Below are 26,958 nucleotides of genomic sequence, written 5' to 3'. Positions count from 1 at the left end.
ATTAACTCCGTGATTGTAAACGCATTTCACGTTCAGCTTCCGTCAACGAAGCCAGGAATGCGTCACGTTCAAATACACGCTGCATATAGACTTGAAGATCTTTGGCACCTGGTCCTGATAGCTCAACGCCCAAGACAGGCAAACGCCACAGCAGCGGAGATAAATAACAATCTACCAAGCTGAACTCTTCACTCATGAAGAAAGGCATTTCTCTGAAAATTGGCCCAATCGCCAGCAATTCTTCAGCAAGCTGTTTACGTGCAGCATTCGCTTCCTGAACACTGCCTTCCTGAATTTTGTACATCAGGGAATACCAGTCTTTTTCAATTCTATGCATCATCAGACGGCTGGAGCCTCGTGCGACAGGATACACAGGCATGAGTGGTGGATGCGGAAAACGCTCATCCAGATATTCCATAATGATGCGAGAATCATACAGGGTCAGCTCACGATCAACGAGAGTAGGAACAGATTGATAAGGATTCAAGTCAATCAAATCCTGAGGCAAATTACCCGCTTCAACGTGTTCAATTTCTACGCTGACCCCTTTTTCCGCCAGCACAATTCTCACTTGATGGCTAAAAATGTCGGTCGGGCCGGAAAACAGAGTCATTACCGAACGTTTGTTGGCAGCGACAGCCATGAAAACCTCCAAGTTTATCTAAAAAAAGGAACGAACAGCCCTTCAATAAACAGCGGCTATTCTCGCTCATATTCTCATCCTGTTTCGCACTTATTATCCGAGGTTATCCCCTTTATCTCCTGGTAACGGCTTTATTGGCTGTAACGAGAAAATATCTTGGGATATTACATCTTACCTCTGCCAAATCGGGCAAACTCATGGATAAGGCAAAAAATTGTTACTAGTTTACCAGATTTTGCACATTTTGTGGGGAAGTACATTGAGAATTAATGATGAAATATTAGAGTCTGGGAATTAATTTCTCAAAAATGCTCTTTTTTTGCAAAAAATAGCGAATTATCGGAGAGTGAACAATCTGAAGGGATAAAAAACCCGCCATAAAAATGGCGGGTTTTTAACTTTAACCCACTGCCACAGTTGTGGCAATAAATTAACGTTTGGAGAACTGTGGACGACGACGTGCTTTGCGCAGACCCACTTTTTTACGTTCAACTTCACGAGCATCGCGAGTAACGAAGCCAGCTTTGCGAAGTTCAGAACGCAGAGTCTCGTCATAAGCCATCAGTGCACGGGTGATACCGTGACGGATTGCGCCTGCCTGACCAGAAATACCACCACCTTTAACAGTGATGTACAGATCCAGTTTGTTCAGCATATCAACCAGCTCAAGTGGCTGACGAACAACCATGCGTGCAGTTTCACGGCCGAAGTAAACTTCGAGGCTGCGTTGGTTGATTACGATGTTACCGCTACCTGGCTTAATGAAGACACGAGCGGAAGAGCTTTTGCGGCGACCAGTGCCGTAGTATTGATTTTCAGCCATTGCCTATAATCCCGATTAAATGTCCAGAACTTGTGGTTGCTGTGCCGCGTGGTTGTGCTCGCTGCCCGCGTAAACTTTCAGTTTACGGTACATTGCACGACCCAGTGGCCCTTTTGGCAGCATGCCTTTAACCGCGATTTCAATGACACGCTCAGGACGGCGGGCAATCATCTCTTCAAAGGTCGCTTGCTTGATACCACCGATGTGGCCAGTGTGGTGATAATAAATTTTGTCAGAACGTTTGTTGCCGGTGACAGCAACTTTTTCTGCGTTAACAATAATGATGTAATCACCAGTATCAACGTGCGGAGTGTACTCCGCCTTGTGCTTGCCGCGCAGGCGACGAGCTACTTCAGTTGCAAGACGGCCCAAGGTTTTGCCATCTGCGTCAACAACATACCAGTCGCGTTTTACGGTTTCTGGTTTAGCTGTAAAAGTTTTCATTAAAGCTTACCCAATTATAAGTTACACGTTGGTGAACACTCGATGTTCAGAAACTGTTTTTGAGGTTCACACGACTCATGTCCAGCAAACCTACCCCTTCGAATAGCCTATGCCGGCACTAATGCAAGTTTTTTGGGAAATAAAAAATCCTGCTGTAACGTGGGGTCGCAAGATTATAGAGAACTCATCATAAAAAATCGACCCCAAATTCAAGAATTATGCCAACGGACAAAGAAATCAGGGCAAATGAGGCAGTTTCAGGTATTCCTCACTTTGCATTTCCTGCAATCGAGACAGGCAACGTTGATATTCAAATGTCAACAACTCCCCCTGATAAATCTGTTCCATCGGCGCATCCGCATTAATGATCAGTTTCACCTGACGCTCATAGAATTCATCTACTAAGGCTATGAAACGCCGAGCGGCATTTTCATTTAATGCCGTTATGATCGGCATATCGTGCAACAAAACAGAATGATAAATCTTCGACAAGGCAATATAGTCCAGTTGACTGCGCGGATCTTCACACAATGTTTTGAAATGGATTGCCAATACCCCATCAACACTCCTGATGACAGGCATATCACGATGATTGATCGTCAATATTGGATTCGGCTCCCCTTCTCGCCCGACCAAACGCAGGAACATACGGTGCATCTCTTGGCGATTTTTTTCTGATAACGGCGTCAAATAGAGATGAGCCTGTGTCAGTGTCCGTAGGCGATAATCGATACCGGCATCGACATTCATAACATCACAATATTTTTTGATCTGCTCAATGGCTGGCAGAAATCGCGCACGCTGCAACCCATTTCGGTATAACTCATCCGGTGGGATATTGGATGTCGCCACCAAGGCAATTCCCCGGACAAACAAGGCTTCCAGCAATGTGCCGAGGAGCATAGCATCCGTAATGTCGGACACAAAAAACTCATCAAAACAGAGTATATCCGTCTGCGCCTTGAAACCATCAGCAATTATCTCCAAAGGATCTTCATGTCCTTGTAACGTTGTTAATTCTTCATGTACCCGTAACATGAAACGGTGGAAATGGAGACGCAATTTTCGCTCAGTGGGTAAGCTCTGGTAAAACATATCCATCAGCCATGTTTTGCCACGCCCAACACCTCCCCACATATAAAGTCCCTGTACAGGCTGGCATCGCTCAGAGGATGGCCGACCAAACAACTTGCCCAATATACCTTTCAGTCCACTGGCTTGCGGAGTGTGATTCGGTTGAGCATTGATAAGGTCACGATGAATAATATCGAGGCGTTCAACAGTCTTACGCTGTACTTCGTCAGGTTGATACTGCCCCTCAGACAGCGCTGATTGATAGAGAGATGAAGGTGTAATCGGTGACATGAAAATGACAATCCTTAAAATTTTTTATTTTCAGTATGTATCGTAATTTACGGGTAAGAACTATGCCAATTCCTACTTATTTGAATTGAGATATATACTTTTAAATAAGAACCTTGCCTACGTACTTTGATAAATCTGTATAAAATTAATATATTAGGTTACAGATAAATGAATTAATTAATAATCAATATTCCACTCTGACTAAATTAACGGTTATAGTGTTTGTTATGAACCAAGAGCCTATCCCAATAGTTGTATATCCTTGCAAACAGAACTGCCTAATGGGATAAAGCTCTAGAACATTGCAAAAACAGTATTGCAGAATAACGATGTTACTAAAGGAGTTGCCATGACTTGGGAATATGCCCTGATCGGATTAATCATCGGTTTTATCGTCGGCGCGCTGGCTGTCCGCTTTGGCAGCTCAAAGCTACGCCAACAAAATGCACTACAAGCTGAATTGGAGAAAAATCGGGCTGAATTGGAAGAATATCGCAAAGAGCTGGTCAGCCATTTCGCCCGTAGTGCTGAATTACTTGACAATATGGCACGCGATTACCGTCAGTTGTATCAACACATGGCTAAAAGTTCCAATGAACTGATGCCCAATATGCCCGTACAGGATAATCCTTTCAATTATCATCTGGGTGAATCCAACACTAAGACACAGAAAGTAACGGCTAATATGCCTCCACGGGATTATTCTGAGGGTGCATCAGGCCTACTTCGTCCTACTCAAGATAAATAATAATGGACTTTGCCGTGGTAGCGATGGCTGCCACGGTTTTCTGTGATGCTTTTCATCCCATGAAAAAAGTTTTGTTTTTTAATTTTAATCCACGTAAATACCTGTAAAGAAACTTATTCAAACGACTTTATTAGTGAACTTTGCTGAACCATTGGTAGTCATAACAGCATTGAAACAATTATGCTTAAAACCTATCCAGCTAAACCTAATTTTCGGAAACATCATTTCCAAAGCAGCTAAACGCTCTGGCAGGATAGGCCTCTTAAGTACAATTTCCTTTTCTGGCTTAGGTATTAAGAGAACGTCTTCATGAAAAGAAAAAATACATTGCTTAACGCACTCGCTATTAGTATCGGACTGTCTTTAGCTTCAATTCCCATGGTCAGTAATGCAGCCCTACCTGCTGCAATGAGCTCTCAAGAATTACCTAGTCTCGCTCCCATGCTGGAAAAAGTGCTTCCTTCTGTTGTTACTGTTCATGTTTCTGGTACAGAAGTGCAAAGCCAACAGCTTCAATTACCCGAAGATTTCCAGTTCTTCTTTGGGCCGGCTTTTCCTCCTCAAGAACCAAAAAGCCGCCCATTCACGGGGTTAGGCTCCGGAGTGATTATTGATGCTAGCAAAGGTTATATATTAACCAATAGCCATGTGATTAATAATGCTAATAAAATACGCGTTCAATTAAATGATGGTCGTGAATTCTCAGCGAAATTGATTGGACGAGATCCACAAACTGACATTGCACTTTTACAAGCGCAAGATGCCAAGAATCTGACGGCCATCAAGTTTGCCGATTCCGACCAACTGCACGTTGGAGACTACGCGATTGCCATCGGTAACCCATTCGGATTAGGGCAAACCGTCACATCTGGGATCATTTCTGCTCTTGGCCGTAGCGGTCTGAATCTGGAAGGTCTGGAAAACTTTATCCAAACCGATGCCCCTATCAATCGGGGTAACTCTGGTGGCGCATTGATTAACCTGAAAGGGGAGTTGATCGGTATTAACACCGCTATCATCGCACCTGGCGGGGGTAATGTGGGTATTGGTTTTGCCATCCCAAGTAATATGGCCAAAACCCTTTCCGCACAGCTTATTGCCCACGGGGAAGTGAAACGCGGCATACTTGGTATCAAAGGCACCGAGATGACAGCGGACATTGCCAAAGCGCTCAACATTGAAGCACAGAAAGGGGCATTTGTCAGCGAAGTGATCCCTAAATCGGCTGCCGCTAAAGCGGGCATTAAATCAGGAGATGTCCTGATTTCCTTTGATGGCAAGAAAATTAACAGCTTTGCGGAGCTACGGGCGAAGATTGGTACAACCGCGCCGGGCAAAGAAGTCAAAATTGGCCTGCTGCGCAAAGGGAGGCCACTTGAAGTCACCGTCATCCTGGATAACAGTGACGGCGAGCCAACTAAAGCCGAAAAACTGAGTATCGCCCTGCAAGGCGCAACCCTGAGCAATAGCACGATAAAAAATACCCAAGGCATCAAAGTGGATTCGATTATTCCGAACTCACCTGCTGCAATATCAGGCTTACAGAAGGATGACTTAATTATTGGTGCCAATAATGTGCGTGTCCGCAATATCAGTGCATTACGCCAGATCACTGAAGAGAAGCCTTCTGTTATCGCCTTAAACGTCTTGCGTGGTGACGATAATGTTTATCTCTTACTGCGTAATTAATCTATTGAGTGTGAAAAATACAACCTATACCCAATAGATTTCGAGTTGCGGCACAAGCAAGCCGCAACTTGCAAGATAAAACGACAGACGCAGGATGCTGTGTCTGTCTACTTCTATGCTATTCTTCTTTCAATCAATTACTACTCTGAATAATGTCATGCTGATCAAGTTATTGCGCTCTATACTCATAGGATTATTGATTGCCGCTATTTTGCTGGTCGCTATCCCCTCCCTGCGCCCCAGTGGTTTGAAAAATTTCCTGAGCGATACTAACAGTAGCGATAAGGTATCCAGTTTTAGCAAAGCCGTCCGTCGGGCTGCTCCTGCTGTAGTCAATATTTACAGCAGCAGCATGGGCAGTTTTTCCCAAGAAAGCCGGGAGCTATTTCCCTTGGGTTCTGGTGTCATTATGAGTGAACAGGGCTATATTCTCACTAACCGACATGTTATCAATAAAGCCACTTCCATTATTGTCGCCTTACAAGATGGGCACTTTTATGATGCACTGCTAGTTGGCTCAGATGGCCCCACAGATCTGGCGGTTTTAAAAATTAATGCCACAAACCTTCCTGTGATCCCAATTAATTCTAAACGAGTAGCTCACGTAGGGGATATCGTGTTGGCTATCGGCAATCCGTACAATCTGGGACAAACCATTACACAAGGCATTATCAGCGCAACTGGGCGCGTCGGCCTTAGCCCAACACGTCGCCAGAATTTCCTGCAAACAGATGCGTCAATTAACCAAGGCAACTCTGGTGGTGCTTTGGTCAATACGCTAGGTGAATTAGTTGGCATCAATACGTTGACGTTCGATAAATCTGAGTTTGGTTCAACACCGGAAGGGTTGGGATTTGCCATTCCAACAAAACTGGCGACCACAATTATGCAGAAATTGATCCGTGATGGCCGAGTTATCAGGGGATATATAGGCATCACTGCCAGAGAATTACCCTATATTCGCTCATCAGGCAGTAATATCAATCAAATTAAGGGATTACGTGTTTTCCAGGTCGCACCCAATGGTCCTGCTGAAAAAGCGGGGATCAAAGTGGGAGATATCATTACCAGTGTTAATCACCAACCAGCCATCTCACCGGTGGAAACAATGGATAAGGTTGCGGAAATTCGTCCGGGCAGTGTTGTTCCTGTCACGGTACTACGCGATGGAACTTCCCTCACACTTAACGTCACAATCAATGAGTTTGATGGCTACTAATCTTTTCTCGCCCACCATTTTTTCACCCACAAGGTGGGCGAGATGGGCGAAAAAGAATCTCTAATTCCGTTTAGCCAGTCGTCTTAATGCGCTCAATATTGGCCCCAAGACCACGCAGCTTATCTTCAATATGCTCGTAACCACGGTCAATATGATAAATACGGTCTACAACTGTCGTTCCTTCGGCAATGCAACCCGCCAAGACCAAACTTGCAGAAGCACGCAAATCCGTCGCCATGACCTGGGCACCAGATAGTTTTTCAACACCATGACACAGCACGGTATTGCTCTCAATTTCAGCCCGTGCTCCCATGCGAATCAACTCAGGGATATGCATGAACCGATTTTCAAAAATGGTTTCGGTGATCATACCTGCGCCATCTGCAACCATATTCAATAGGCTAAATTGTGCCTGCATATCAGTTGGAAAGCCCGGATGAGGTGCCGTGCGAAATGTCACTGCTTTCGGCCGCTGACCATGCATATCAAGGCTAATCCAGTCCTCTCCCACTTTGATATCCGCCCCTGCTTCACGCAGCTTGGCTAAAACAGCATCCAAAGTATCAGGTTTCGCATGACGACAAACCACCTTACCGCGTGAAACCGCCGCAGCGACCAGGAAGGTTCCCGTTTCGATACGATCAGGCAGTATACGATGAACACCACCAGCCAAACGTTCAACTCCCTCAATCACAATGCGATCGGTGCCTGCACCTTTGATTTTTGCTCCCAGCATATTAAGAAAATTAGCTGTATCTTCAATTTCAGGCTCACGCGCAGCGTTTTCAATGATGGTTGTGCCTTCTGCCAATGTTGCCGCCGTCATGATCGTAACCGTTGCCCCAACACTGACTTTATCCATCACAATGCTGGCACCTTTCAAACGGCCATCCACCGTGGCGCTGACATACCCCTCATCCAGCACGATTTTCGCACCAAGCTGCTCCAGGCCAGAAATATGGAGATCAACAGGGCGAGCCCCAATAGCACAGCCGCCTGGCAAAGAAACCTGCCCCTGACCGAAACGTGCCACCAACGGTCCCAATGCCCAGATGGATGCTCGCATTGTCTTAACCAGTTCATAAGGGGCACAATATTCATTGACGCCACTGGCATCAATAAAAACAGAGCCATTGCGCTCCACTGTCGTTCCCAAGCGATTTAGCAATTTGATCGTGGTATCAATATCTCTCAATTCAGGAACATTCTGTAATTCAACGGGCTCTTCTGCCAGTAACGCTGCGAACATAATTGGTAAGGCGGCATTTTTTGCCCCAGAAATAGTCACCTCTCCCGACAGGCAGGTAGGCCCTTTCACACGAAATTTATCCATCTGTCATGATTCTCTTATTTAATTCAAAGTGTGCTGTTCGCGGCGAGGCAAACAACCTTAAAGTCCCTGAAGCTTACGATCACGCTGCCACTGTGCCGGCGTATAGGCTTTGATTGACAACGCATGAATGCGATTATCAGCGATGTATTCCATCAAAGGAGCATAAACCGCTTGCTGCTGTTTAACCCGACTCAGGCCATCAAAAAATTCGCCAACGGCAATAACCTGAAAGTGGCTGCCGTCACCGCTAACAATAACTTCTTCAAGTGCCAATTTTTCCATCAGCACTTTTTTGATTTCATTCGTATCCATAAATCTGCTCACACTAAATTAAAAAAATAATAGTAGATGCTTATCCTAATGGAATACAGGCAACTCTTAAACCAAGAAAAACGCCCCTGTAAGTTGATAGCTTACAAGGGCGCTGATGATCAAACAGAATTACGCCTTAGGCTGATTATCGTCCAGAAGAGCTTGCAGGCCATACAACGTTATCAACGTGCTCAACCGTTCACCTACGCCTGAAAAGGTCAGTGTCCTGCCACGTTTCTGGCATTCCCCCTTGAATTGGACAAACAGAGCCAATCCCGTCGAATCCACACGGCTTAGTTGGGAGACATCAATATTGTCAATGCCCGCCAAAGCTTGCTCTTTTTGTTGCCAAAGCGGCAGCAAACTATCACGATCCAATGTACCTTGTAGAAACAATGTATTACCGGCTTTTTCCCAGCTAACAGTTCCCTGATTGTCGTTTTCGTTACTCATAGCGTTATCAAAAGTCGCTTTTTCCATATCACTTTTTCTTTTCTAAAGTGATCGGGGCTTTCGCACTGATAGCCAATTGTTCTGTCAGAGCATCAATGCCTTTATGACGCAGGATATCCGCCCATTCATTCTGCTTGGTCGTGATCATACTCACACCTTCTGCAATCATGTCATAAGCCTGCCAATAACCTGTCTTACTGTTTTTACGCCATTGGAAATCTAAACGAACGGGTGGCTGTCCATTAGGATCGGTAATCGTGACACGAATGGCTACTATCGTCTTATCACCCAGCGGCTGCTCTGGTGCAATCTGATAATCTTGTCCGTGATACATCGCTAAGGCCTGACCATATGCCTGCTCCAGATAGGATTCAAACGCCTTGAAATAAGTATCACGCTGCTCAGGGGTCGCTTGTTTGTAGTAAGGCCCCAGAACTAGAGCTCCTGCATATTTTATCTGCACATAAGGCAGCAATTCTTGACGCACAATCTGGCGCAAAACGTCTGGATTGGCCTGAATCTGCGGTTGCTCGTTCTTCAAACGGCTAAACGTTTTTTCCGCTGCCTCTTTCATCAAGGCGTAAGGGTTGGTTTGATCTGTAGCGCTGGCTAATGGCGCAACCACCAGCAATGCAACCATAAGTAATCGCTTAAACATAAATGTTGTTCCTCCTAAATAGTGAGTTGCTGGTTAGTGTGCTTGTTCAGGTGCCGAAGCGGATTTTTCCTGACTGCCGCTACTACTTTTATACAAGAACTGACCAATCAAATCTTCAAGTACCATCGCCGGCTTGGTATCTTCAATACGATCGCCATCTTTCAACATGGCAGTGCCTAAATCAGGGTCGTCAAACCCAATATTGAGAGCAATATATTGCTCTCCCAATAACCCTGACGTTCGGATAGAAAGCGAACTGGTATTGGGAATATTGTCGTATTGCGTGAAAATATCCAATTCAACTTGTGGCGTATAAGTTTTGTGATCCAGCCAGATCTTATCCACACGACCAATCACAACTCCGCCAACTTTCACCGGTGAACGTACTTTCAGGCCACCAATATTGTCAAATGCGGCATAGACACGATAAGTTGGCTGATTACCGAAAGATCGGATATCTGCAACTTTGAGGCATAAAAAAATGATTGCAGCCAACGCAATCAAGACAAAAATCCCCACCCAAATTTCATTTTTCTTGCTTTGCATCGACTTAGTTCCCAAACATCAGTGCTGTCAGCACAAAATCCAAACCCAATACCGCCAACGACGCATGAACTACTGTGCGCGTCGTCGCCCTGCTGATCCCTTCCGATGTCGGGATAGCATCATAACCATTGAACAGTGCAATCCAGGTAACTGTAATAGCAAAAACAACACTCTTGAGAAAACAGTTGAGCAAATCTTTTTGCCACTCTACCGCAGATTGCATAGATGACCAGAAAAAGCCACCATCAATACCTTTCCAATCAACACCCACTATTGCACCGCCCAAGATCCCCACAGCAACGAAGATCAAGGAGAGCAAAGGCATACTGATAAAACCCGCCCAAAAGCGCGGAGCAATAACTCGGCGTAGCGGGTCAACTGCCATCATTTCCAGACTGGAAATCTGTTCAGTGGCTTTCATCAAACCAATTTCTGCGGTCAAAGCTGAACCTGCTCGCCCCGCAAACAGTAGTGCAGTCACCACTGGCCCCAGTTCACGCAGCAGTGACAACGCCACCATCATGCCAAGACTGCCTTCCGCACTAAATGTGGTCAAAACCAGATAGCCTTGCAAGGCCAACACCATGCCAATAAATAATCCTGAAACCACAATGATCAGAAGGGATTGAACACCGACGCTATACAGTTGCTGGCGCAACAGTGTCCATTGTTTGGCAGGCTCTGGCTTACCCATGATTGCATTGAACAGCATAAAACCCGCACGGCCGAATGAAGCCGTAACCTCAATCGTACGCCGGCCCATTGCTGCTAATGCCCGTGTTAACATCAACATTCCATCATCCTAATAACTCAGTTTTGTAATCCCCGGCAGGGAAACGGAAAGGTACAGGCCCATCAGCAATACCATCAAGAAACTGACGTACCCGCTGATCCTGATTCATTCTCAATTGATCTGGAGTACCTTCTGCGATCACCCTCTTCTCAGCCACAATATAAGTATAATCGGCAATACTCAGTACTTCAGGCACATCGTGGGAAACAACGACACACGTAACACCAAGCGCATGATTCAGCTCATCGATCAGCTTCACCAAAACGCCCATCGTGATAGGATCTTGGCCGACAAACGGCTCATCAAACATGATTAAGTCAGGATCGAGTGCAATCGCCCTTGCTAATGCCGCTCTCCTTGCCATACCGCCAGAAAGTTCCGATGGCATCAAGTGTGCAGCACCACGCAATCCCACCGCTTCCAGCTTCATCATCACTGTTGTGTGAATCAACACTTCAGGCAGTTGGGTATGCTCACGCAGGGGAAAAGCCACATTGTCAAAAACATTCAGATCAGTGAACAAGGCACCGGACTGAAATAACATGCTCATTTTCTTGCGGGCAGCATAAAGGCGTGGGCGGGACAATGCCGGAATATTATCGCCATCAAACCAAATTTCACCACGTTCAGGGCGAATTTGCCCCCCAATCAAACGCAGCAAGGTGGTTTTTCCTATCCCAGAGGGTCCCATAATGGCGGTAATTTTTCCTTTCGGAACAGTCAGATTAATATCAGCAAAAATTGGGCGTTGGCCTCGGGTGAAATGCATTTCGCAGATCTCAATAAGATTTGCTGTTTGTTGACTCATTATTGATAGCCCCTAACCGTTAATAGAACTGTCTTCATGACTGTATTTAAGTAATTAATAATGCATACTACAAAAAATTGCCTAATTTTGCGTTAGCAAAGTGGTGACAAATTTTACTTTTTATCGCTTGATCGTCAGAATGTATAAGTCTAGCTGAATAAACATTCCATGTTTAAAAATCAACCATTATTAGCATTATGCTCGGAATAAAACTTATTTAAGGGACACTCCATGTTTCTGACAATTGTACTGCTCATAACCGGGTTGATTTTACTGGTGTATGGTTCCGATAGATTAGTTTATGGTGCGGCCGTTTTTTCCCGTGCAATGAAAATACCCCCTTTCATTATCGGCTTGGTTATTATGGGAATAGGAACCTCGCTGCCAGAACTGATGGTCTCTGTCACGGCAATTTTGGATGGACAACCAGACATGGCCATCGGCAATGCCATTGGTTCTAATATTACTAACCTGTTGCTAATTACGGGAGCCGCAGCTTTTATTCGGCCAATCAAGGTAAAATCAGAAATTCTGCGACAAGAAGTGCCCCTGATGTTAGCGATCACGGCATTTGCAGGATATTTGCTGTCCAATGGATACCTGAGCCGACAGGATGGTATCCTTTTAGTGCTTGCAGCCCTCTTTTTTATCTCACTGATGATAAAAATGACCGCTTTCTCCCGACACAATAGGGTTGATAGCTATACCGAGGAGCGAAATTCTGAATTGCCTGTCGAAGGCAACAAAGGCATTGCGCTTCTTTGGGTTGTTCTGGGGTTAATTATTCTTCCCATTTCTACCCGTATGGTGATTGATAATGCAACCGTTATTGCGCGTATTTATGGTGTTAGCGAACTGGTGATTGGCCTGACAATGCTTGCCGTAGGCACCAGCTTGCCTGAACTTGCCACCGTCATTGCAGCAGCCATAAAAGGTGAAAATGATATGGCAATGGGCAATATTGTTGGCTCGAATGTATTCAATATCACCCTTGTCTTGGGTGTTCCCGCCATACTTTCCCCTAGCGCCTTTTCACCGCAAGCATTTTCCCGTGATTTTTGGGTCATGATGGCGGCGAGTATACTATTTACGGTATTTTGTCTGGGAAGAAAGCATCGATTGAACCGATTGAACGGCATCTTGCTACTAAGCTGTTTTATCGCTTATTTTGTCGTACTTTTTGTGTCTAATTATTACGGTACTGAGTAATTGCCGATTGAATGGGAAAAGAGTGGGAAGTAAAAATGCCTAAAATCGATTTTCAGCAAGCAGGTAAGCAAGTATTACAGATTGAACTTGAAGGGCTGGTTGGCCTGGAGCAATACATTAATGACGATTTCAGCCAAGCCTGTGAATTAATGTTTAGTTGTGAAGGAAAAGTCATTGTGATGGGGATGGGCAAATCCGGTCATATTGGGCGAAAAATCGCGGCGACATTTGCCAGCACCGGTACACCTTCGTTCTTTGTCCATCCTGGCGAAGCCAGCCACGGCGATCTTGGCATGGTAACAGCAAAAGACATCGTACTGGCTATTTCCAATTCCGGTGAATCAAATGAAATTCTGGCGTTAATTCCCGTACTCAAGCGACAAAAAGTTCCGCTCATCTGCATGACAAATAATCGCAACAGCAATATGGGCAAAGCCGCAGATATCCACCTATGCATCAAAGTGCCACAAGAAGCCTGTCCATTGGGGTTAGCCCCGACGACCAGCACCACCGCTACACTCGTCATGGGAGATGCATTAGCCCTTGCACTCTTGCAAGCCCGTGGCTTTACGGCTGAAGACTTCGCCCTTTCCCATCCTGGTGGAGCACTCGGACGCAAACTTTTGTTACTGGTCAGTGACTTAATGACCACAGGTAATGACATTCCCCGTGTTCCTCGTACAGCGACCCTGCGCGAGGCTTTGGTGGAAATCACCCGCAAAAAATTGGGCATGACGGTGATTTGTGATGATGACATGCAGATCAATGGTATTTTTACCGATGGCGATTTGCGCCGTGTTTTCGATATGGGTATCGATTTAAACAATGCAAAAATCTCTGATGTCATGACTGCCGGAGGTATTCGTATCAAACCCAACGCACTGGCAGTAGATGCCTTAAACCTGATGCAATCACGCCACATTACCTCACTCTTGGTCACGGAAGGTGACAAATTACTGGGTGTACTACACATGCACGATCTTTTGCAGGCTGGCGTTGTTTAAAACATAAGCATAACATCAATCTTAAGAGAATTTTTTAATGAGTCAAAAAGAGTACCTGGACACCTGTTATGGCCTAGTTAATAAAGCAATTATCGAAAAAGCCCGTCAAATCCGTCTTTTGATTTGTGATGTTGATGGCGTGCTGTCTGATGGGTTTATCTACATGGGCAATGAAGGCGAAGAACTGAAAGCCTTTAACGTTCGTGATGGTTATGGTATCCGTTGCCTAATCACTTCCGGTATTGAAGTCGCCATCATTACTGGCCGTAACGCAAAATTGCTGGAAAATCGGGCAGAAACCCTAGGTATTACACATCTTTACCAAGGACAACACGATAAGGTTTTGGCGTATAAGGAACTGTTGGATAAACTAGCGTTGCAGCCAGAGCAAGTCGCCTATATTGGTGATGACCTTATTGACTGGCCTGTCATGGCACAAGTTGGATTATCTGTTGCAGTTGCTGATGCCCATCCATTACTGTTGCCAAAAGCAGATTATGTGACTCAGATTGCCGGCGGTCGTGGTGCAGTCAGGGAACTTTGTGATTTGGTGCTCTTCGCGCAGAATAAGCTCGAAGAGGCCAAAGGGTTATCCATATAAATTAAAATTGAAAAAAGAATGAGCAAAATTCAATCCTGGCTGATCGCAATACTGGCACTGATCGCGCTTGCGCTGATCGGCTGGAATTTCTCGAATGTAAATGATGATACCTCGTCGGCCATTGTGGATGATGGTTATCCGACTTATCAAACCCAGGAAGCCATCACTTTTGTTTATGATCCGGCAGGTAAACTCACTTACAAACTGCTTGCTGACGATGTTAAAAACTATACGGAAGCCAAACTGACCTGGTTTACCAATCCGGTATTGACAACATTTGACCCTAATGGCGCCCCTGGAACCCCGATAGCGACATGGACAGTACGCGCCAATAAGGCCAAACTGACCCAAGATAAGATGCTCTATCTGTACGGGGATGTCCAGGTGGATAGCCTGAACGATGCGTCGCAATTACAGCGGATCACAACAGACAATGCGATCGTCAATCTGACAACCCAAGACGTCGCATCCGATGACCGAGTCACGCTTATCGGTGTCGGTCTGAAATCTGTTGGCATGAAAATGCGTGGCAATCTGCGAAATAAAACTGCTGAACTGATTGAAAAGGTGACCACTCAATATGAGATCCCACATGAACAACCTAATCCGTAATTCCGTTATTGCCAGTACTCTTTTTGCCGTCAGCCTGCCCGTACTGGCCTTAAAAGACGATACAAAAAAACCCATTACCATTAACTCAGAAAGACAGTCGCTGGATTTAACCGGAAACATTGCCACATTTACGGATAATGTCATCGTAAAACAAGGCTCGATCGACATTCATGCAGATAAAGTCGTTGTTAGCCGCCCGGAAGGAAATTCTGACAAGACAGTTATTGAAGCATTCGGTAATCCTGCCACTTTTTACCAATTGCAAGATGATGGTAAGCCTCTCAAAGGTCATGCATCAAAGATGCGCTATGAGATGGATAAAGAGCTGGTCACCCTAACGGGAGACGCCTATCTTGAACAATTAGACAGCAATATCAAAGGCGATAAAATCACTTATCTGGTACAGACACAACAAATGGAAGCCTTTAGCGATAAAGGTAAACATGTCACTACCATCCTGTTACCTGCCCAGCTACAGGAAAAAGGCTCAAGTGTTAACGGCGCTGACACTCAGAAAAAGGGTAAATAACGACCGATGGCAATATTAAACGCAGAAAATCTGGCGAAAGCCTATAAAGGCCGTAAGGTCGTTGAAAACGTCAGCCTAAACGTGAAATCAGGGGAGATTGTTGGTTTACTTGGCCCCAATGGAGCAGGGAAAACCACTACTTTCTATATGGTGGTTGGTATTGTTCCACGTGATGCTGGCTCGATCACCATTGATGAAGAAGATATCAGCCTGCTGCCCTTGCATGAACGTGCACGCCGTGGGATAGGTTACTTGCCGCAGGAAGCTTCTATCTTCCGTCGTTTGAGTGTATTCGACAATTTGATGGCAGTACTGGAGATCCGCAAGGACCTGACTCAGGAGCAGAGAAAAACGCGTGCAGAAGAGTTGATGGAAGAATTTCACATCTCTCACCTGCGTGATAACCTTGGGCAATCACTTTCCGGTGGTGAACGCCGTCGCGTGGAGATTGCCCGCGCACTGGCGGCCAATCCCAAATTCATTCTGTTAGATGAACCTTTTGCCGGCGTTGACCCCATTTCCGTTCTGGATATTAAAAAGATCATTCAACACTTGCGCGATTACGGATTGGGAGTACTGATTACTGACCACAATGTCCGTGAAACCCTGGATGTCTGTGAACGTGCCTATATCGTCAGCCAGGGTCATTTGATTGCCCACGGCTCCCCGAATGACATCCTGAATAACGAGCAGGTCAAACGCGTCTATTTGGGTGAAGGTTTCCGCCTTTAACTCTTATCCTTCTATCAGGTGCGATTCAAGGAACTATGCAAGCTAGATTAAGGAGAAAGTGGTAACGCTATGAAGCAAAGTTTGCAACTCAGGCTCAGTCAGCAATTGACGATGACGCCACAACTCCAGCAAGCCATCCGTTTGTTGCAACTATCTACGCTTGAGCTTCAGCAAGAGATTCAGCAAGCTTTGGAAACCAACCCGCTGCTTGAACAAGATGACCTGCATCAGGAAGTGGAGAATCAGGCACTTTCTGATGTTGACACTGAAATCATGGATACCCGTGAAGCACTTGAACAGAAGGATATGCCGGAAGAGTTACCACTGGATGCCAGTTGGGATGAAATTTACACTGCGGGCACACCTTCAGGAACTCACAGTGATTATAGCGCTGATGATTTTCCCGTCTATCAGGGAGAAACCACTCAAACCCTGCAAGATTACCTCATGTGGCAGGCAAGATTGACGCCATTTACCGAAACGGATGCTGCCATTGCCACTGCAATCATTGACGCCATTGATGACAGCGGATACCTGACGATTTCCATTGAAGAACTCCTTATCAGTATTGGTGATGATGAGCTGACGTTGGCAGAGGTCGAAACCGTCCTCAAACGCATCCAACATTTTGATCCAATCGGCGTTGCTGCCCGCGACTTACGCGAATGCTTGCTTATCCAGCTTTCTATGCTGCCGCCAGAGACACTTTATCTAAAGGATGCCAAACTTATTGTCAGCAACTATCTGGGACTACTGGGTAACCGAGACTTCCGTAATTTATTACGTCAGAGCAAATTAAAAGAGATCACCCTGAAAGGGGCAATTGATATCATTCAGTCACTGGAACCCAAACCTGGTCTGGTCGTTAATACCGGTGAATCCGAATATGTTATTCCTGATGTATTGGTGCAGAAAGAAAATGGAAGCTGGCAAGTCCGGCTAAATACCGATAGCATTCCCCGTCTGCGTATCAACCAACACTACGCAGCACTGGGGCAACGGGCCAACAATGAGAGTGACAGCCTGTTCATACGCAATAACTTGCAAGAGGCCAAATGGCTGCTCAAGAGCCTCGAAAGCCGTAATGAAACATTGCTGAAAGTTGCCTGCTGTATTGTTGAACGGCAACAAGATTTTTTTGAGTATGGTGAGGAACACATGAAACCTATGGTACTGGCTGATATTGCCTATCAGGTTGACATGCATGAATCCACCATTTCCCGCGTGACGACCCAGAAGTACTTGTATAGTCCACGCGGGATTTTTGAGCTTAAATATTTTTTCTCCAGTCACGTCAACACCGACAGTGGCGGTGAAGCCTCTTCTACCGCAATACGTGCTCTGGTGAAAAAACTGGTCGCGGCAGAAAACCCGGCCAAGCCACTGAGTGACAGTAAATTGACCAGCATACTCGCTGAGCAAGGTATTCAAGTGGCTCGCCGGACTGTCGCGAAATATAGAGAGTCGTTATCCATCCCGCCTTCAAACCAACGTAAAAAACTGGTTTGAACAACACAGAGAAGGAAAACACTATGCAAACCACGCAACTCAAAACCATGCAACTCAATATTACAGGCCACAATATTGAAATCACAGATGCACTTCGCAACATAGTGAACACCAAATGCAGCAAATTGAATCAATATTTCGATAAAATTAACCTCATTCAGGTCATCCTCCGAGTGGAAAAGGTGCAAAGGATCGCCGAAGCTACGGTGTATGTTAATGGAGGTGAGTTGCATGCAAGCTCAGAACATGAAGACATGTATGCGGCCATTGATGTATTAGTAGATAAGCTAGCGCGTCAATTGACCAAACACAAAAGTAAATTGAGACAACATTAATCGCTTTCAGGCAACGGGGCTGTCATAAAATTATCACTGTTCTATGTACTTAGTCGATCTATAGATCGGTTTTAGAGCAGTGCATTAATACCGGATGCCTCATCAGGCATCTGGTATAACAAGGCCCTAAGTGAATAAAGAAATGAACAACGAAACAGATTTACCACTAAGCTCAGTGCTTTCATCCGAATGTACACGCAACAATGTACCTTGTTCGAGTAAAAAGCGCGCCTTAGAGATTATCAGTGAACTGGCATCAAAACAGCTTGGCGTGCCGGAAAATACCGTATTTGAAGCTATTCTTTCGCGCGAAAAAGTAGGCACAACAGGAATTGGCAGCGGGATTGCGATCCCTCATGGCAAATTGAATAAAGAGTGCTCGAATAATGCCGTGGGCGTATTTTTGCACCTGGAACAGCCCATTACTTTTGACGCTATCGATAATCAACCTGTTGACTTGCTGTTTGCTTTATTGGTGCCATCAGACCAGTGTCAAACCCATTTACACTCACTATCATTGATTGCAAAGCGCCTTGCAGATAGAAATCTCTGCCGTCGCCTGCGCTCAGCGCAGAGTGATGAAGAACTGTATAAAATTATTACTGAATAAATAGCGATTATAATTATAAACATTTAGGGGGAGTCACCTCATGGTGCTGATGATAGTCAGTGGTCGTTCAGGTTCTGGGAAATCCGTTGCTTTGCGAGCACTGGAAGATATGGGCTTCTATTGCGTGGATAACCTGCCCGTTGTGTTGCTGCCAGAATTGGCAAACACACTGGCTGAACGTGATATTTCGGCGGCGGTTAGCATTGATGTCAGAAATATGCCGGAGTCACCAGAAGTTTTTGAAGAAGCACTGACGCAATTGCCCGACAGTTTTTCGCCACAGCTACTGTTTCTTGATGCGGATCGTAATACCCTGATCCGCCGCTACAGCGACACCCGTCGTTTGCATCCACTCTCCAGCAAAAACCTGTCATTGGAAAGTGCCATTGACCAAGAAAGCGATTTGCTTGAACCCCTGAGGTCACGCGCTGACTTGATCATTGATACATCGGAAATGTCCGTTCACGAACTGGCGGAAATGCTCAGGACACGTCTATTAGGCAAGCGGGAACGAGAATTGACCATGGTGTTTGAATCCTTTGGTTTCAAACATGGTATTCCCATCGACGCAGATTATGTTTTCGATGTGCGTTTCCTGCCAAACCCGCATTGGGATCCCAAACTACGCCCAATGACTGGTTTGGATCGCCCTGTGGCAGCGTTTTTGGATCGCCATACAGACGTTCATAATTTTATTTATCAAACCCGTAGCTATCTTGAGCTTTGGCTACCTATGCTGGAAACCAATAACCGTAGCTATCTGACTGTCGCTATTGGTTGCACAGGCGGTAAACACCGTTCAGTCTATGTAGCAGAACAGTTGGCTGATTATTTTCGATCCCGTGGCAAAAACGTGCAATCACGCCACCGCACACTGGAAAAACGCAAATAATAATATGAATGACACATGCCATGACAGTCAGACAACGACTTGAAATTAAAAATCGACTTGGAATGCATGCTCGGCCTGCGATGAAACTGCATGATTTGGTACAACAGTTTCAATCAGAAGTGATTCTGCGCAACAGCAGTAACTTACAGGCCGAAGCCCGTAGCGTCATTGCCATGCTAATGCTGGATTCTGAACAAGGCAGCTATATAGACGTTGAAGTCAACGGGCCGGATGAACAGCAAGCGCTGGCGGCCATTATCGAACTCTTCAACGCAGGGTTTGACGAAGAGTAACACCTTCCTTCTAAAGATATTGTCTCGAATGGCTTCTTATTGGAGACAATCACTCCCTCCTAGCTAAAATCTAACATTCATGACAGCACACATAATCAATGTCAGGACTGGGCTTAAATATCCCATATTGCAAAAAAGAAACCTCTTTCGATCTGACGCTACAGAGCAAACAGTTAGAGAGCGCTTCGGGGTGGTGTGTTCTTGATCCTATTTTCAAGGTAAACGCAACATCAGTTATTAAAACCAACAAAAGGTAAAAAATCATTAATATAATCTGTTTATTAAATATTCACAGAGGATAAAATCAAGATAATACAATCATTAACTTAGATAATTAATCTAACTATTTATAAATAGTGTCACATAGATAATAAATAATAGCTTTCAACAAGTTAACCATGTGAAATTAAATTAAAAAAAACTTATTATTAAAGCGCAATTACATGCAGAACATTATGCATACAGCCCCAAAACTGGAGATTTACTTCATGCGTTTTAATAAAACCACACTGGCAATTCTTCTTGGTTTGAGTCTCTCTCAAGGTGTTGCCCAGGCAGCACCTGTGCTCTCTTTAGATAACACCCATGCAGAAAGCATCGCGGCAACCAATAACGCCTGGGTTGAAATCAATACCACGACTTTCGAAAATAATATTCACACCCTGCAAAAAAAACTGAATACAGGCACCAAAATGTGTGCGGTTTTGAAAGGCGATGCTTACGGTCATGGCATCGACCTGCTGATGCCATCCATCATCAAAACTGATGTACCTTGTGTAGGTGTTACCAGTAATGAAGAAGCCCGTATCGTGCGTGAAAGCGGCTTTAAAGGACAATTGATGCGTGTCCGTACGGCTGACATGATTGAAATTGAACGCACACTGGGCTATGACATGGAAGAGATAATCGGCGATCTGGCTCATGCCCAAGCCATTGATGCGCTGGCAAAAAAACACGGTAAAGAAATTCGCGTTCATCTGATGCTGAACACAGGTCTTATGAGCCGCAATGGATTGGAGATGAAGACTGAGCAGGGCAAACAAGACGCCCTGAAAATTGCTCAGTTGCCTAATCTGAAACTGGTCGGCATGATGAGTCACCATGCATTCACTAATATGGACGCCATCCGTGACAGTATTAATAACTTCAAAGAACAAACTTCTTGGTTGATCAAAACGGCAAACCTGAACAGAGACGAAATCACTCTGCACGCATCAAGCTCTTTTGCCTCACTTAGCATTCCTGAAGCCCAATTCGACATGGCTCGCGTTGGCAGTGCGCTGTACGGCATCCTGACCACCAGCCATCCAGAGTTCAAGCCCTTAATTCAAATGAAAACTCGTGTTGCTTCTGTTAAAACATATCCTAAAGGTAATGGTGTCGGTTACGACAACACTTACATTCTGCAACGCGATTCCAAGCTCGCTAACTTGCCAGTGGGTTTCTCTGATGGCTTTAGCTCTGCCCTGTCAAACAAAGCTCATGTTCTGATCAACGGTCACCGTGCACCTGTTGTCGGTAGTGTTTCCATGAACACCGTGATGGTCGATGTTACCGACCTACCCGAAGTGAAAAGTGGCGATGAAGTGGTCATTTTCGGTAAACAAGGTAACGACGAAATCACCCAGTCTGATATTCAGAAATGGGGTGGAATGCATGTTGTTGAGTTTTCTTCCATTTGGGGTGAAACCAACCCACGGATCGTAACCACCGGCTTATAATTTGCGCTTCAAATAATAGCAGGCTGTTCTTTTCCTCCATTGTGGATAAGCCTTGTTTCATTAGCAAGGTAAAACAGTTCGTGATCATGATCTCTTTATTTTCGCGACAGAACAGCCTAATATCACTTTAATTACTTTGAAAATAACACCCCCCTCCTTGCGATGTGGGGTGTTATTTTGTATTGAGCTTAATTTGGAGTGTGGTATGAAAAAACCTAAAATCATTATCAATGAATTAGATGCTGAACGTTTAGATTCTCTATTGGAACAACCTGCTTTTGCTAATACCAGTATCGCAGATGCCTTGAATGCAGAGCTGGATAGGGCAGAAATAGTGGCTCCGGTAGATATCCCAGCCGATGTTGTCACCATGAACAGTGAAGTTCGCTTTATTGATCAAGGCACGAATGAAGAGCGTGTTCGCACACTGGTCTACCCTGCTTCCTTGCAGGACAGCACCAAACATCTGTCTGTCATGGCGCCTTTAGGGGCTGCTCTTCTGGGGTTGCGGGTGAATGATGAAATAACATGGAAGTTGCCAAACGGTGAAACAACCCAAATAAAAGTATTAGAAATACTTTATCAGCCAGAAGCCGCAGGAGAATATCACCGCTAATTTCCAGCCAGCTCAGTTACACCGAACTGGCTGCTGTTAATTGAGTATCCCTATTGACCGGCGATACTCATTTCCGGCAACAACACCGAACCACACTGAATATTGCTACGTGTTTCGATATCATTACCGATTGTCACCATATTCGCCCACATATCTTTCAAATTGCCGGCAATGGTGATCTCACTGACAGGATATTGAATCTCGCCATTCTCAACCCAAAAGCCGGATGCGCCGCGAGAATAATCCCCTGTCACCGCACTAACGCCTTGCCCCATCAGCTCCGTGACGATCAGGCCAGTGCCCATTTCACGCAACAAGCCAGCAAAGTCCAGCCCCTGACCTGCTATACGCCAGTTATGAATTCCACCTGCATGACCCGTGTTCACCATTCCCAACTTACGGGCAGAATAGGAAGTCAACAACCACGTCTGCAAAACACCGTCCTTAACAATATCACGTGTTGTTGTACGCACACCTTCACTGTCAAATGGTGTTGAAGCTAACCCACGCAGCAAATGCGGCTGTTCTTCAATCGTCAGCCATAAAGGCAAGATCGGTTTGCCAAGGCTATCCAACAAGAAAGAAGATTTACGATAAATGCTGCTACCGCTGATCGCGCCAACCAAATGACCGAACAACCCCGTTGCCACCTCCGCAGCAAAGATAACCGGCGCTTTCATGGTTGATAATTTACGCGCTCCCAGACGAGAAAGCGTCCGGCGAGCACACTCTTGCCCTACCCACTCAGGCGATTTCAACTCGTCTAAATGGCGGCTCACGGTATAGGCATAATCGCGTTCCATGTTGCCATCTTGCTCAGCAATCACACAGCTTGACATAGAATGACGGCTGGAGCAGTAGCTTTGCAGCATCCCATGACTATTACCAAATACCCGAATACCATAATGGCTGTTGAAACTTCCGCCTTCCGTATTAGTAATACGCTCATCTGCCTGCAATGACGCTTGTTCAGCGCGGGCTGCCAACTCAATGGCCTTATCTGCATCCAGATCAGCGGGATGGAAAAGATCCAACTCAGGCGCGTCAAAGGCTAATAACGCTTTATCGGCCGGACCAGCATAAGGATCTGGAGAGGTATAACGCGCAATATCAATGGCGGCCTGCACAGTACGGGCAATCGCTTCTGGGCTGAGATCTGTTGAGGAGGCGCTGCCTTTGCGCTGCTGGTGATAAACCGTGATCCCCAATGCGCCGTCACTGTTAAACTCAACATTTTCGACTTCACTAAAACGGGTACTGACGCTAATCCCCGTCGTTTTATTGACCGCGACTTCCGCAGCATCACAACCGGATTTAGCCAATTCCAGCGCATGGGCAACCGCATCTTCCAACAGCTTACGCTGCTCCGCGATTTGTTGATTAGTGACTATCATTAATTAACGTAATCCAATGAATTAAAGAGAGAATTAGTCAGAAAAAATGCCTGCTTCCGGCTTATGACACGAATGTCGAGTGGTAATCAGGCAATTTTCCCAGTTACAATACACAATATTAGGATGTTAACACCCACCGGACGATAGGTCATGTTCCAAAACGTACCTTATCCGGCCTTTTTAGAAGGAAAACAATTATGGCAAAGCAGCCTGAAGATTGGCTCGACAATTATCCTGCTGAAGAGGAAGAAGAAGAGATAATCTGGGTCAGTAAAAGTGAAATCAAGCGGGATGCTGAAATCCTGAAAAAGTTGGGAGCAGAACTGGTTGAACTGAGTAAAAGCCAACTGGAACGAATTCCACTGGATGAAGATTTGCGGGCAGCTATTGAGTTGGCGCAGAAAATCAAACGAGAAGGTCGTCGCCGTCAATTGCAGTTAATTGGTAAGCTGCTGCGTGCCCGCGATCCTGAACCTATCACCGTTGCGTTGGATAAACTGAAAAACCGTCACAACCAGCAAATCGTTGTTTTACATAAGTTAGAAGAACTGCGTGACAAATTGCTTGAAAATGAGGATGCCTTTGAAGAAGTCATCGCACTGTATCCACATACTGATCGCCAGCAACTTCGCTCATTGGTTCGTAATGCGAAAAAGGAGAAGGCAGCTAACAAGCCACCTAAATCCTACCGTCAAATTTTCCAATATTTGAAAGAGTTATCGGAATCCGCTTAACCCATCTTCACCGCCATTTCGTTAAGAATTGGCGGTCATTTCCTGCTTTTTTAGTGCCAAATGGGAAAAATCAGAATCGCAATTCAATACAGTACAGCAATGGAATGTTGCCCCTATTTTTATCTGAATTTCTTCTCAAAAACAGCCAACATCCCCATATCCCGCCAAAATCAAACGAAAATTGAATCTAATTGGTTAATTAATTTGACCTATAAGCATGTACAATAAACGTGCTTTGCTGATCAATCTCCCATTTTATCTCACTGATATTCAGCATGACACCGAAACCCTATTGATAAAACATAAGTTAAATTCAATGAAAAATGAAAAGGAATCGCTTTATCTAAAAGAGCGCGCTTACCTGCGAGAGCTGGCTGGGCACATCGCGAAAAAGTCGCCACATCTGGCTGAATTTCTGGTTTCCTCTCATGATCCCGATATTGTCCGCGTTTTCGAAGCCTTTGCGTTTTTGATTGCCAACCTGCGGGACAAGCTGGAGGATAATTTTCCCGAAATTGTTCACGGCATTCTCTCCCGTATCTGGCCGTTAGCCCTGTCCCCTATCCCACCGACGACGATAGTGCAGTTTACGCCCACGGATGATGAACATCAGGGCACTGCCGAGATCCCGATCAGTACATCGGTGTCTGCCAGCCTTAACGGGCAGTTGATCAACTTTAAAACCTGCCGTCCTTTGCATATTGAACCCTTGATTGTGCAGGAACGCGCCGTCAGGAAAACGGGCACGCACAGTGAAATCATCCTGATACTATGCCAAACCGGTTTGGCGTCTTCTTTTTGGCAAAGTGGCTCACTGACGTTCTTCCTCGGCACCGACATAGCGCGTGCTACTCAGCTCAGCCTGTGGCTGGATCAACATATCTGTGATATCAGCCTGAACACACAGGGTGAACGGCGAACAATTAAACGTTTTCCTGATGGCTGGCATGGCTTGCTTGACGAACCGTTGCTGCCCACCGCCAAAAGTCCCTATTCCGGCCTGCAACCGTTGATGGAATACTATGCGTTGCCGGCGCTTTATAACTTTGTCACGCTGGATATCAGCAGCAGTTGCTCAAAAGTCCCGCTGAATGACGATGGCACGTTTGAGCTGATTTTGCGTTTCGAGGGTGAATTGCCACTGGAGGATGTCGAGGGGGCATTTTTGCTGGGTTGTGTTCCGGCGATCCATCTGGAAAACCAGACCAGCCCGCCTGTCCGATTGGAAGCCGGTAATCACCGCTATCCGCTGCCATTGGGAGAATCGGTGTGCCTGTACCGGCTGCGGGAGGTTCAGGTGGTGGTGCAGCCCGAAGACAGCGAGCAGCGTGGCACGCCTTATCACTGGCTGCCGATTGAGCAGTTTGTTCCCGCCGGCCGTGTTTCCGATAACGATGCGCAGCCCGACACCTTTTACTACCAGCTCCAGACTGAGTCTGATTTTCTGGGCAGAACTCGGCACTGGCTGTGCTTTTTTGATTTGACCGGCAACCCGGCAAACAACCTGCCGGAGATTGCTGTCTCGTGCTCTTTCATCGGTTACCATAAGCAGGCACTGACGCTGGCACAGGGCGCCATTACCGTGACGCCGGAAAGTGCACCGTCTCATCTTGATGTACAGAATATTATTCCGGTGGTAACCGATTATCCGCCCTTGTTACAGGAAAATAACAGCTGGCCGCTGCTTTCCTGCCTCTCCAGCCCGCCGATGATGTTATTTGCCACCGACAGCCTGAAACAGTTTCTCCGCCTGTTTGACCCGCATAACGAGACCAACCGTCCGCTGAGCCGCCAGTTCCAGCAACACATTGACGGCATTATGCAGGTAAAAGAGCGCCTGACTGACCGCTTACGGCGGGGGGAACCGGTTCGTGGGTATGTGTTATCGCTCACGCTGGATCCCGGTTGTTACCGCACGTCCGGTGAGATGTACCGTTTCAGCCGGTTAATCAATCAGGCGATGGCCTGCTTTATCAGCCAGTCCACGTTCGTCATGCTGGAAATTTTTACCCCCGACAACAGTGAAGTGCTGTGGCAGTTCTGGCACGTCGATGGATTACGCCCTGCCATGTAATAAATGATAAGGAATAAAAATGAAAAGTGGACTACGTTTTACCTGCCGTATCGCGGGTGTGCCGGAAGACACCTTTGCGGTCGGCGATTTTTCTTTGCAAGAACAACTCGCTGAGCTGTTTACCCTCAACCTGACATTGGTCAGGGTCGGTAACGCGAACCCGTTTAAACCACAGGCGGAGATTGATTTGGCCTCGCTGCTGATGCAGGAAGCGGTGTTGCAGGTTTTTTATGGTGAAACGGAGCAGCGCAAAATCACC

General features: G+C 45.8%; 30 protein-coding genes and 1 pseudogene. 19 read left to right on the top strand and 12 right to left on the bottom strand.

Going from position 1 to position 26,958, the window contains the following annotated elements; genetic code table 11:
- Position 1 precedes the first annotated feature (1 nt).
- From sspA to zapE, 4 genes are all read right to left on the bottom strand, one after another.
- Positions 2 to 643, bottom strand: coding sequence for a stringent starvation protein SspA (gene sspA, locus Xedl_RS08480; RefSeq protein ID WP_074023381.1), 642 nt, complete (start codon positions 641 to 643; stop codon positions 2 to 4).
- 430 nt (positions 644 to 1,073) lie between these two features.
- Positions 1,074 to 1,466: a 30S ribosomal protein S9 gene (gene rpsI, locus Xedl_RS08475; RefSeq protein ID WP_045959780.1), complete on the bottom strand. Its 393-nt coding sequence runs from the start codon at positions 1,464 to 1,466 to the stop codon at positions 1,074 to 1,076.
- Positions 1,467 to 1,481: 15 nt separating this feature from the next.
- Positions 1,482 to 1,910 (bottom strand): 50S ribosomal protein L13, encoded by a 429-nt coding sequence (gene rplM / locus Xedl_RS08470; protein ID WP_011148147.1) that lies wholly within the window; start codon positions 1,908 to 1,910, stop codon positions 1,482 to 1,484.
- A 237-nt stretch (positions 1,911 to 2,147) separates the two neighbouring features.
- Positions 2,148 to 3,275, bottom strand: a complete 1,128-nt coding sequence (gene zapE / locus Xedl_RS08465) for a cell division protein ZapE (protein WP_074023380.1) — start codon at positions 3,273 to 3,275, stop codon at positions 2,148 to 2,150.
- A gap of 349 nt (positions 3,276 to 3,624) precedes the next feature.
- Between zapE and zapG the strand changes: the two genes are divergently transcribed.
- From zapG to degS, 3 genes are all read left to right on the top strand, one after another.
- Complete coding sequence (gene zapG, locus Xedl_RS08460) at positions 3,625 to 4,023, top strand: Z-ring associated protein ZapG (protein WP_074023379.1); 399 nt, start codon at positions 3,625 to 3,627, stop codon at positions 4,021 to 4,023.
- A 309-nt stretch (positions 4,024 to 4,332) separates the two neighbouring features.
- Positions 4,333 to 5,712 (top strand): Do family serine endopeptidase, encoded by a 1,380-nt coding sequence (locus tag Xedl_RS08450; RefSeq protein ID WP_074023378.1) that lies wholly within the window; start codon positions 4,333 to 4,335, stop codon positions 5,710 to 5,712.
- Between the two features lie 157 nt (positions 5,713 to 5,869).
- The gene (degS, locus tag Xedl_RS08445) at positions 5,870 to 6,931 is read left to right on the top strand and encodes an outer membrane-stress sensor serine endopeptidase DegS (protein WP_074023377.1); all 1,062 of its coding nucleotides are present in this window, start codon (positions 5,870 to 5,872) and stop codon (positions 6,929 to 6,931) included.
- Between the two features lie 70 nt (positions 6,932 to 7,001).
- Here degS and murA read toward each other — a convergent pair whose 3' ends face one another.
- The 7 genes from murA to mlaF all read right to left on the bottom strand — a co-directional run bounded on the left by murA (position 7,002) and on the right by mlaF (position 11,834).
- Entirely contained in the window at positions 7,002 to 8,264 is a 1,263-nt protein-coding gene (gene murA, locus Xedl_RS08440; protein WP_074023376.1) for a UDP-N-acetylglucosamine 1-carboxyvinyltransferase, read from the bottom strand.
- 57 nt (positions 8,265 to 8,321) lie between these two features.
- Positions 8,322 to 8,576, bottom strand: a complete 255-nt coding sequence (gene ibaG / locus Xedl_RS08435) for a BolA family iron metabolism protein IbaG (RefSeq protein ID WP_074023470.1) — start codon at positions 8,574 to 8,576, stop codon at positions 8,322 to 8,324.
- Between the two features lie 129 nt (positions 8,577 to 8,705).
- Positions 8,706 to 9,056, bottom strand: coding sequence for a lipid asymmetry maintenance protein MlaB (gene mlaB / locus Xedl_RS08430; RefSeq protein ID WP_074023375.1), 351 nt, complete (start codon positions 9,054 to 9,056; stop codon positions 8,706 to 8,708).
- A 1-nt stretch (position 9,057) separates the two neighbouring features.
- Entirely contained in the window at positions 9,058 to 9,687 is a 630-nt protein-coding gene (mlaC, locus tag Xedl_RS08425; RefSeq protein ID WP_074023374.1) for a phospholipid-binding protein MlaC, read from the bottom strand.
- Between the two features lie 33 nt (positions 9,688 to 9,720).
- Positions 9,721 to 10,233, bottom strand: coding sequence for an outer membrane lipid asymmetry maintenance protein MlaD (mlaD, locus tag Xedl_RS08420; protein WP_074023373.1), 513 nt, complete (start codon positions 10,231 to 10,233; stop codon positions 9,721 to 9,723).
- A gap of 4 nt (positions 10,234 to 10,237) precedes the next feature.
- Complete coding sequence (mlaE, locus tag Xedl_RS08415) at positions 10,238 to 11,020, bottom strand: lipid asymmetry maintenance ABC transporter permease subunit MlaE (protein WP_074023469.1); 783 nt, start codon at positions 11,018 to 11,020, stop codon at positions 10,238 to 10,240.
- A 10-nt stretch (positions 11,021 to 11,030) separates the two neighbouring features.
- Positions 11,031 to 11,834, bottom strand: coding sequence for a phospholipid ABC transporter ATP-binding protein MlaF (gene mlaF, locus Xedl_RS08410; RefSeq protein WP_074023372.1), 804 nt, complete (start codon positions 11,832 to 11,834; stop codon positions 11,031 to 11,033).
- 231 nt (positions 11,835 to 12,065) lie between these two features.
- On the opposite strand from mlaF, the gene Xedl_RS08405 reads away from it, so the two are divergent.
- The 13 genes from Xedl_RS08405 (at position 12,066) to rnk (ending at position 22,497) form a co-directional block, all read left to right on the top strand.
- Positions 12,066 to 13,043, top strand: coding sequence for a calcium/sodium antiporter (locus tag Xedl_RS08405; RefSeq protein ID WP_074023371.1), 978 nt, complete (start codon positions 12,066 to 12,068; stop codon positions 13,041 to 13,043).
- Positions 13,044 to 13,078: 35 nt separating this feature from the next.
- A complete protein-coding gene (kdsD, locus tag Xedl_RS08400; RefSeq protein WP_074023370.1) occupies positions 13,079 to 14,047 on the top strand; it encodes an arabinose-5-phosphate isomerase KdsD in 969 nt (322 codons plus the stop codon).
- A 37-nt stretch (positions 14,048 to 14,084) separates the two neighbouring features.
- The gene (gene kdsC / locus Xedl_RS08395) at positions 14,085 to 14,648 is read left to right on the top strand and encodes a 3-deoxy-manno-octulosonate-8-phosphatase KdsC (protein WP_074023369.1); all 564 of its coding nucleotides are present in this window, start codon (positions 14,085 to 14,087) and stop codon (positions 14,646 to 14,648) included.
- Positions 14,649 to 14,666: 18 nt separating this feature from the next.
- Positions 14,667 to 15,260, top strand: a complete 594-nt coding sequence (gene lptC / locus Xedl_RS08390; RefSeq protein WP_074023368.1) for an LPS export ABC transporter periplasmic protein LptC — start codon at positions 14,667 to 14,669, stop codon at positions 15,258 to 15,260.
- Entirely contained in the window at positions 15,241 to 15,789 is a 549-nt protein-coding gene (gene lptA, locus Xedl_RS08385) for a lipopolysaccharide ABC transporter substrate-binding protein LptA (RefSeq protein WP_074023367.1), read from the top strand. Before lptC ends, lptA begins: the two co-directional genes overlap by 20 nt.
- 6 nt (positions 15,790 to 15,795) lie before the next feature.
- Positions 15,796 to 16,521 (top strand): LPS export ABC transporter ATP-binding protein, encoded by a 726-nt coding sequence (gene lptB / locus Xedl_RS08380; RefSeq protein WP_074023366.1) that lies wholly within the window; start codon positions 15,796 to 15,798, stop codon positions 16,519 to 16,521.
- Between the two features lie 69 nt (positions 16,522 to 16,590).
- Complete coding sequence (rpoN, locus tag Xedl_RS08375) at positions 16,591 to 18,030, top strand: RNA polymerase factor sigma-54 (protein ID WP_074023365.1); 1,440 nt, start codon at positions 16,591 to 16,593, stop codon at positions 18,028 to 18,030.
- Positions 18,031 to 18,077: 47 nt separating this feature from the next.
- The gene (gene hpf / locus Xedl_RS08370; RefSeq protein ID WP_074023468.1) at positions 18,078 to 18,365 is read left to right on the top strand and encodes a ribosome hibernation promoting factor; all 288 of its coding nucleotides are present in this window, start codon (positions 18,078 to 18,080) and stop codon (positions 18,363 to 18,365) included.
- A gap of 142 nt (positions 18,366 to 18,507) precedes the next feature.
- On the top strand, positions 18,508 to 18,975 hold the full coding sequence (gene ptsN, locus Xedl_RS08365) for a PTS IIA-like nitrogen regulatory protein PtsN (protein WP_074023364.1): 468 nt from the start codon (positions 18,508 to 18,510) through the stop codon (positions 18,973 to 18,975).
- A gap of 40 nt (positions 18,976 to 19,015) precedes the next feature.
- A complete protein-coding gene (gene rapZ, locus Xedl_RS08360) occupies positions 19,016 to 19,867 on the top strand; it encodes an RNase adapter RapZ (RefSeq protein ID WP_074023363.1) in 852 nt (283 codons plus the stop codon).
- 20 nt (positions 19,868 to 19,887) lie between these two features.
- Complete coding sequence (gene npr, locus Xedl_RS08355) at positions 19,888 to 20,160, top strand: PTS phosphocarrier protein NPr (protein WP_074023467.1); 273 nt, start codon at positions 19,888 to 19,890, stop codon at positions 20,158 to 20,160.
- Positions 20,161 to 20,648: 488 nt separating this feature from the next.
- Positions 20,649 to 21,881, top strand: coding sequence for an alanine racemase (alr, locus tag Xedl_RS08350; RefSeq protein WP_074023362.1), 1,233 nt, complete (start codon positions 20,649 to 20,651; stop codon positions 21,879 to 21,881).
- Positions 21,882 to 22,086: 205 nt separating this feature from the next.
- Positions 22,087 to 22,497 carry a nucleoside diphosphate kinase regulator gene (gene rnk, locus Xedl_RS08345; RefSeq protein WP_074023361.1) on the top strand — a complete coding sequence of 137 codons (411 nt, stop codon included), beginning with the start codon at positions 22,087 to 22,089 and terminating at the stop codon, positions 22,495 to 22,497.
- 50 nt (positions 22,498 to 22,547) lie between these two features.
- Here rnk and pmbA read toward each other — a convergent pair whose 3' ends face one another.
- Entirely contained in the window at positions 22,548 to 23,891 is a 1,344-nt protein-coding gene (gene pmbA / locus Xedl_RS08340; RefSeq protein WP_074023360.1) for a metalloprotease PmbA, read from the bottom strand.
- 197 nt (positions 23,892 to 24,088) lie between these two features.
- Here pmbA and yjgA point away from each other — a divergent pair, with 197 nt between their 5' ends.
- The 3 genes and pseudogenes from yjgA to Xedl_RS08325 all read left to right on the top strand — a co-directional run.
- Positions 24,089 to 24,625, top strand: a complete 537-nt coding sequence (gene yjgA, locus Xedl_RS08335) for a ribosome biogenesis factor YjgA (RefSeq protein ID WP_074023359.1) — start codon at positions 24,089 to 24,091, stop codon at positions 24,623 to 24,625.
- Positions 24,626 to 24,842: 217 nt separating this feature from the next.
- Positions 24,843 to 26,699 carry a type VI secretion system baseplate subunit TssF gene (locus Xedl_RS08330; protein WP_244149685.1) on the top strand — a complete coding sequence of 619 codons (1,857 nt, stop codon included), beginning with the start codon at positions 24,843 to 24,845 and terminating at the stop codon, positions 26,697 to 26,699.
- A gap of 19 nt (positions 26,700 to 26,718) precedes the next feature.
- Positions 26,719 to 26,958: pseudogene (locus tag Xedl_RS08325) on the top strand (type VI secretion system tip protein VgrG); the annotation flags it as partial.

The organism is Xenorhabdus eapokensis, from assembly GCF_001908105.1.
Note: the sequence above shows the minus strand (reverse complement) of the source record. Positions and strands in the feature narration are given on the sequence as shown.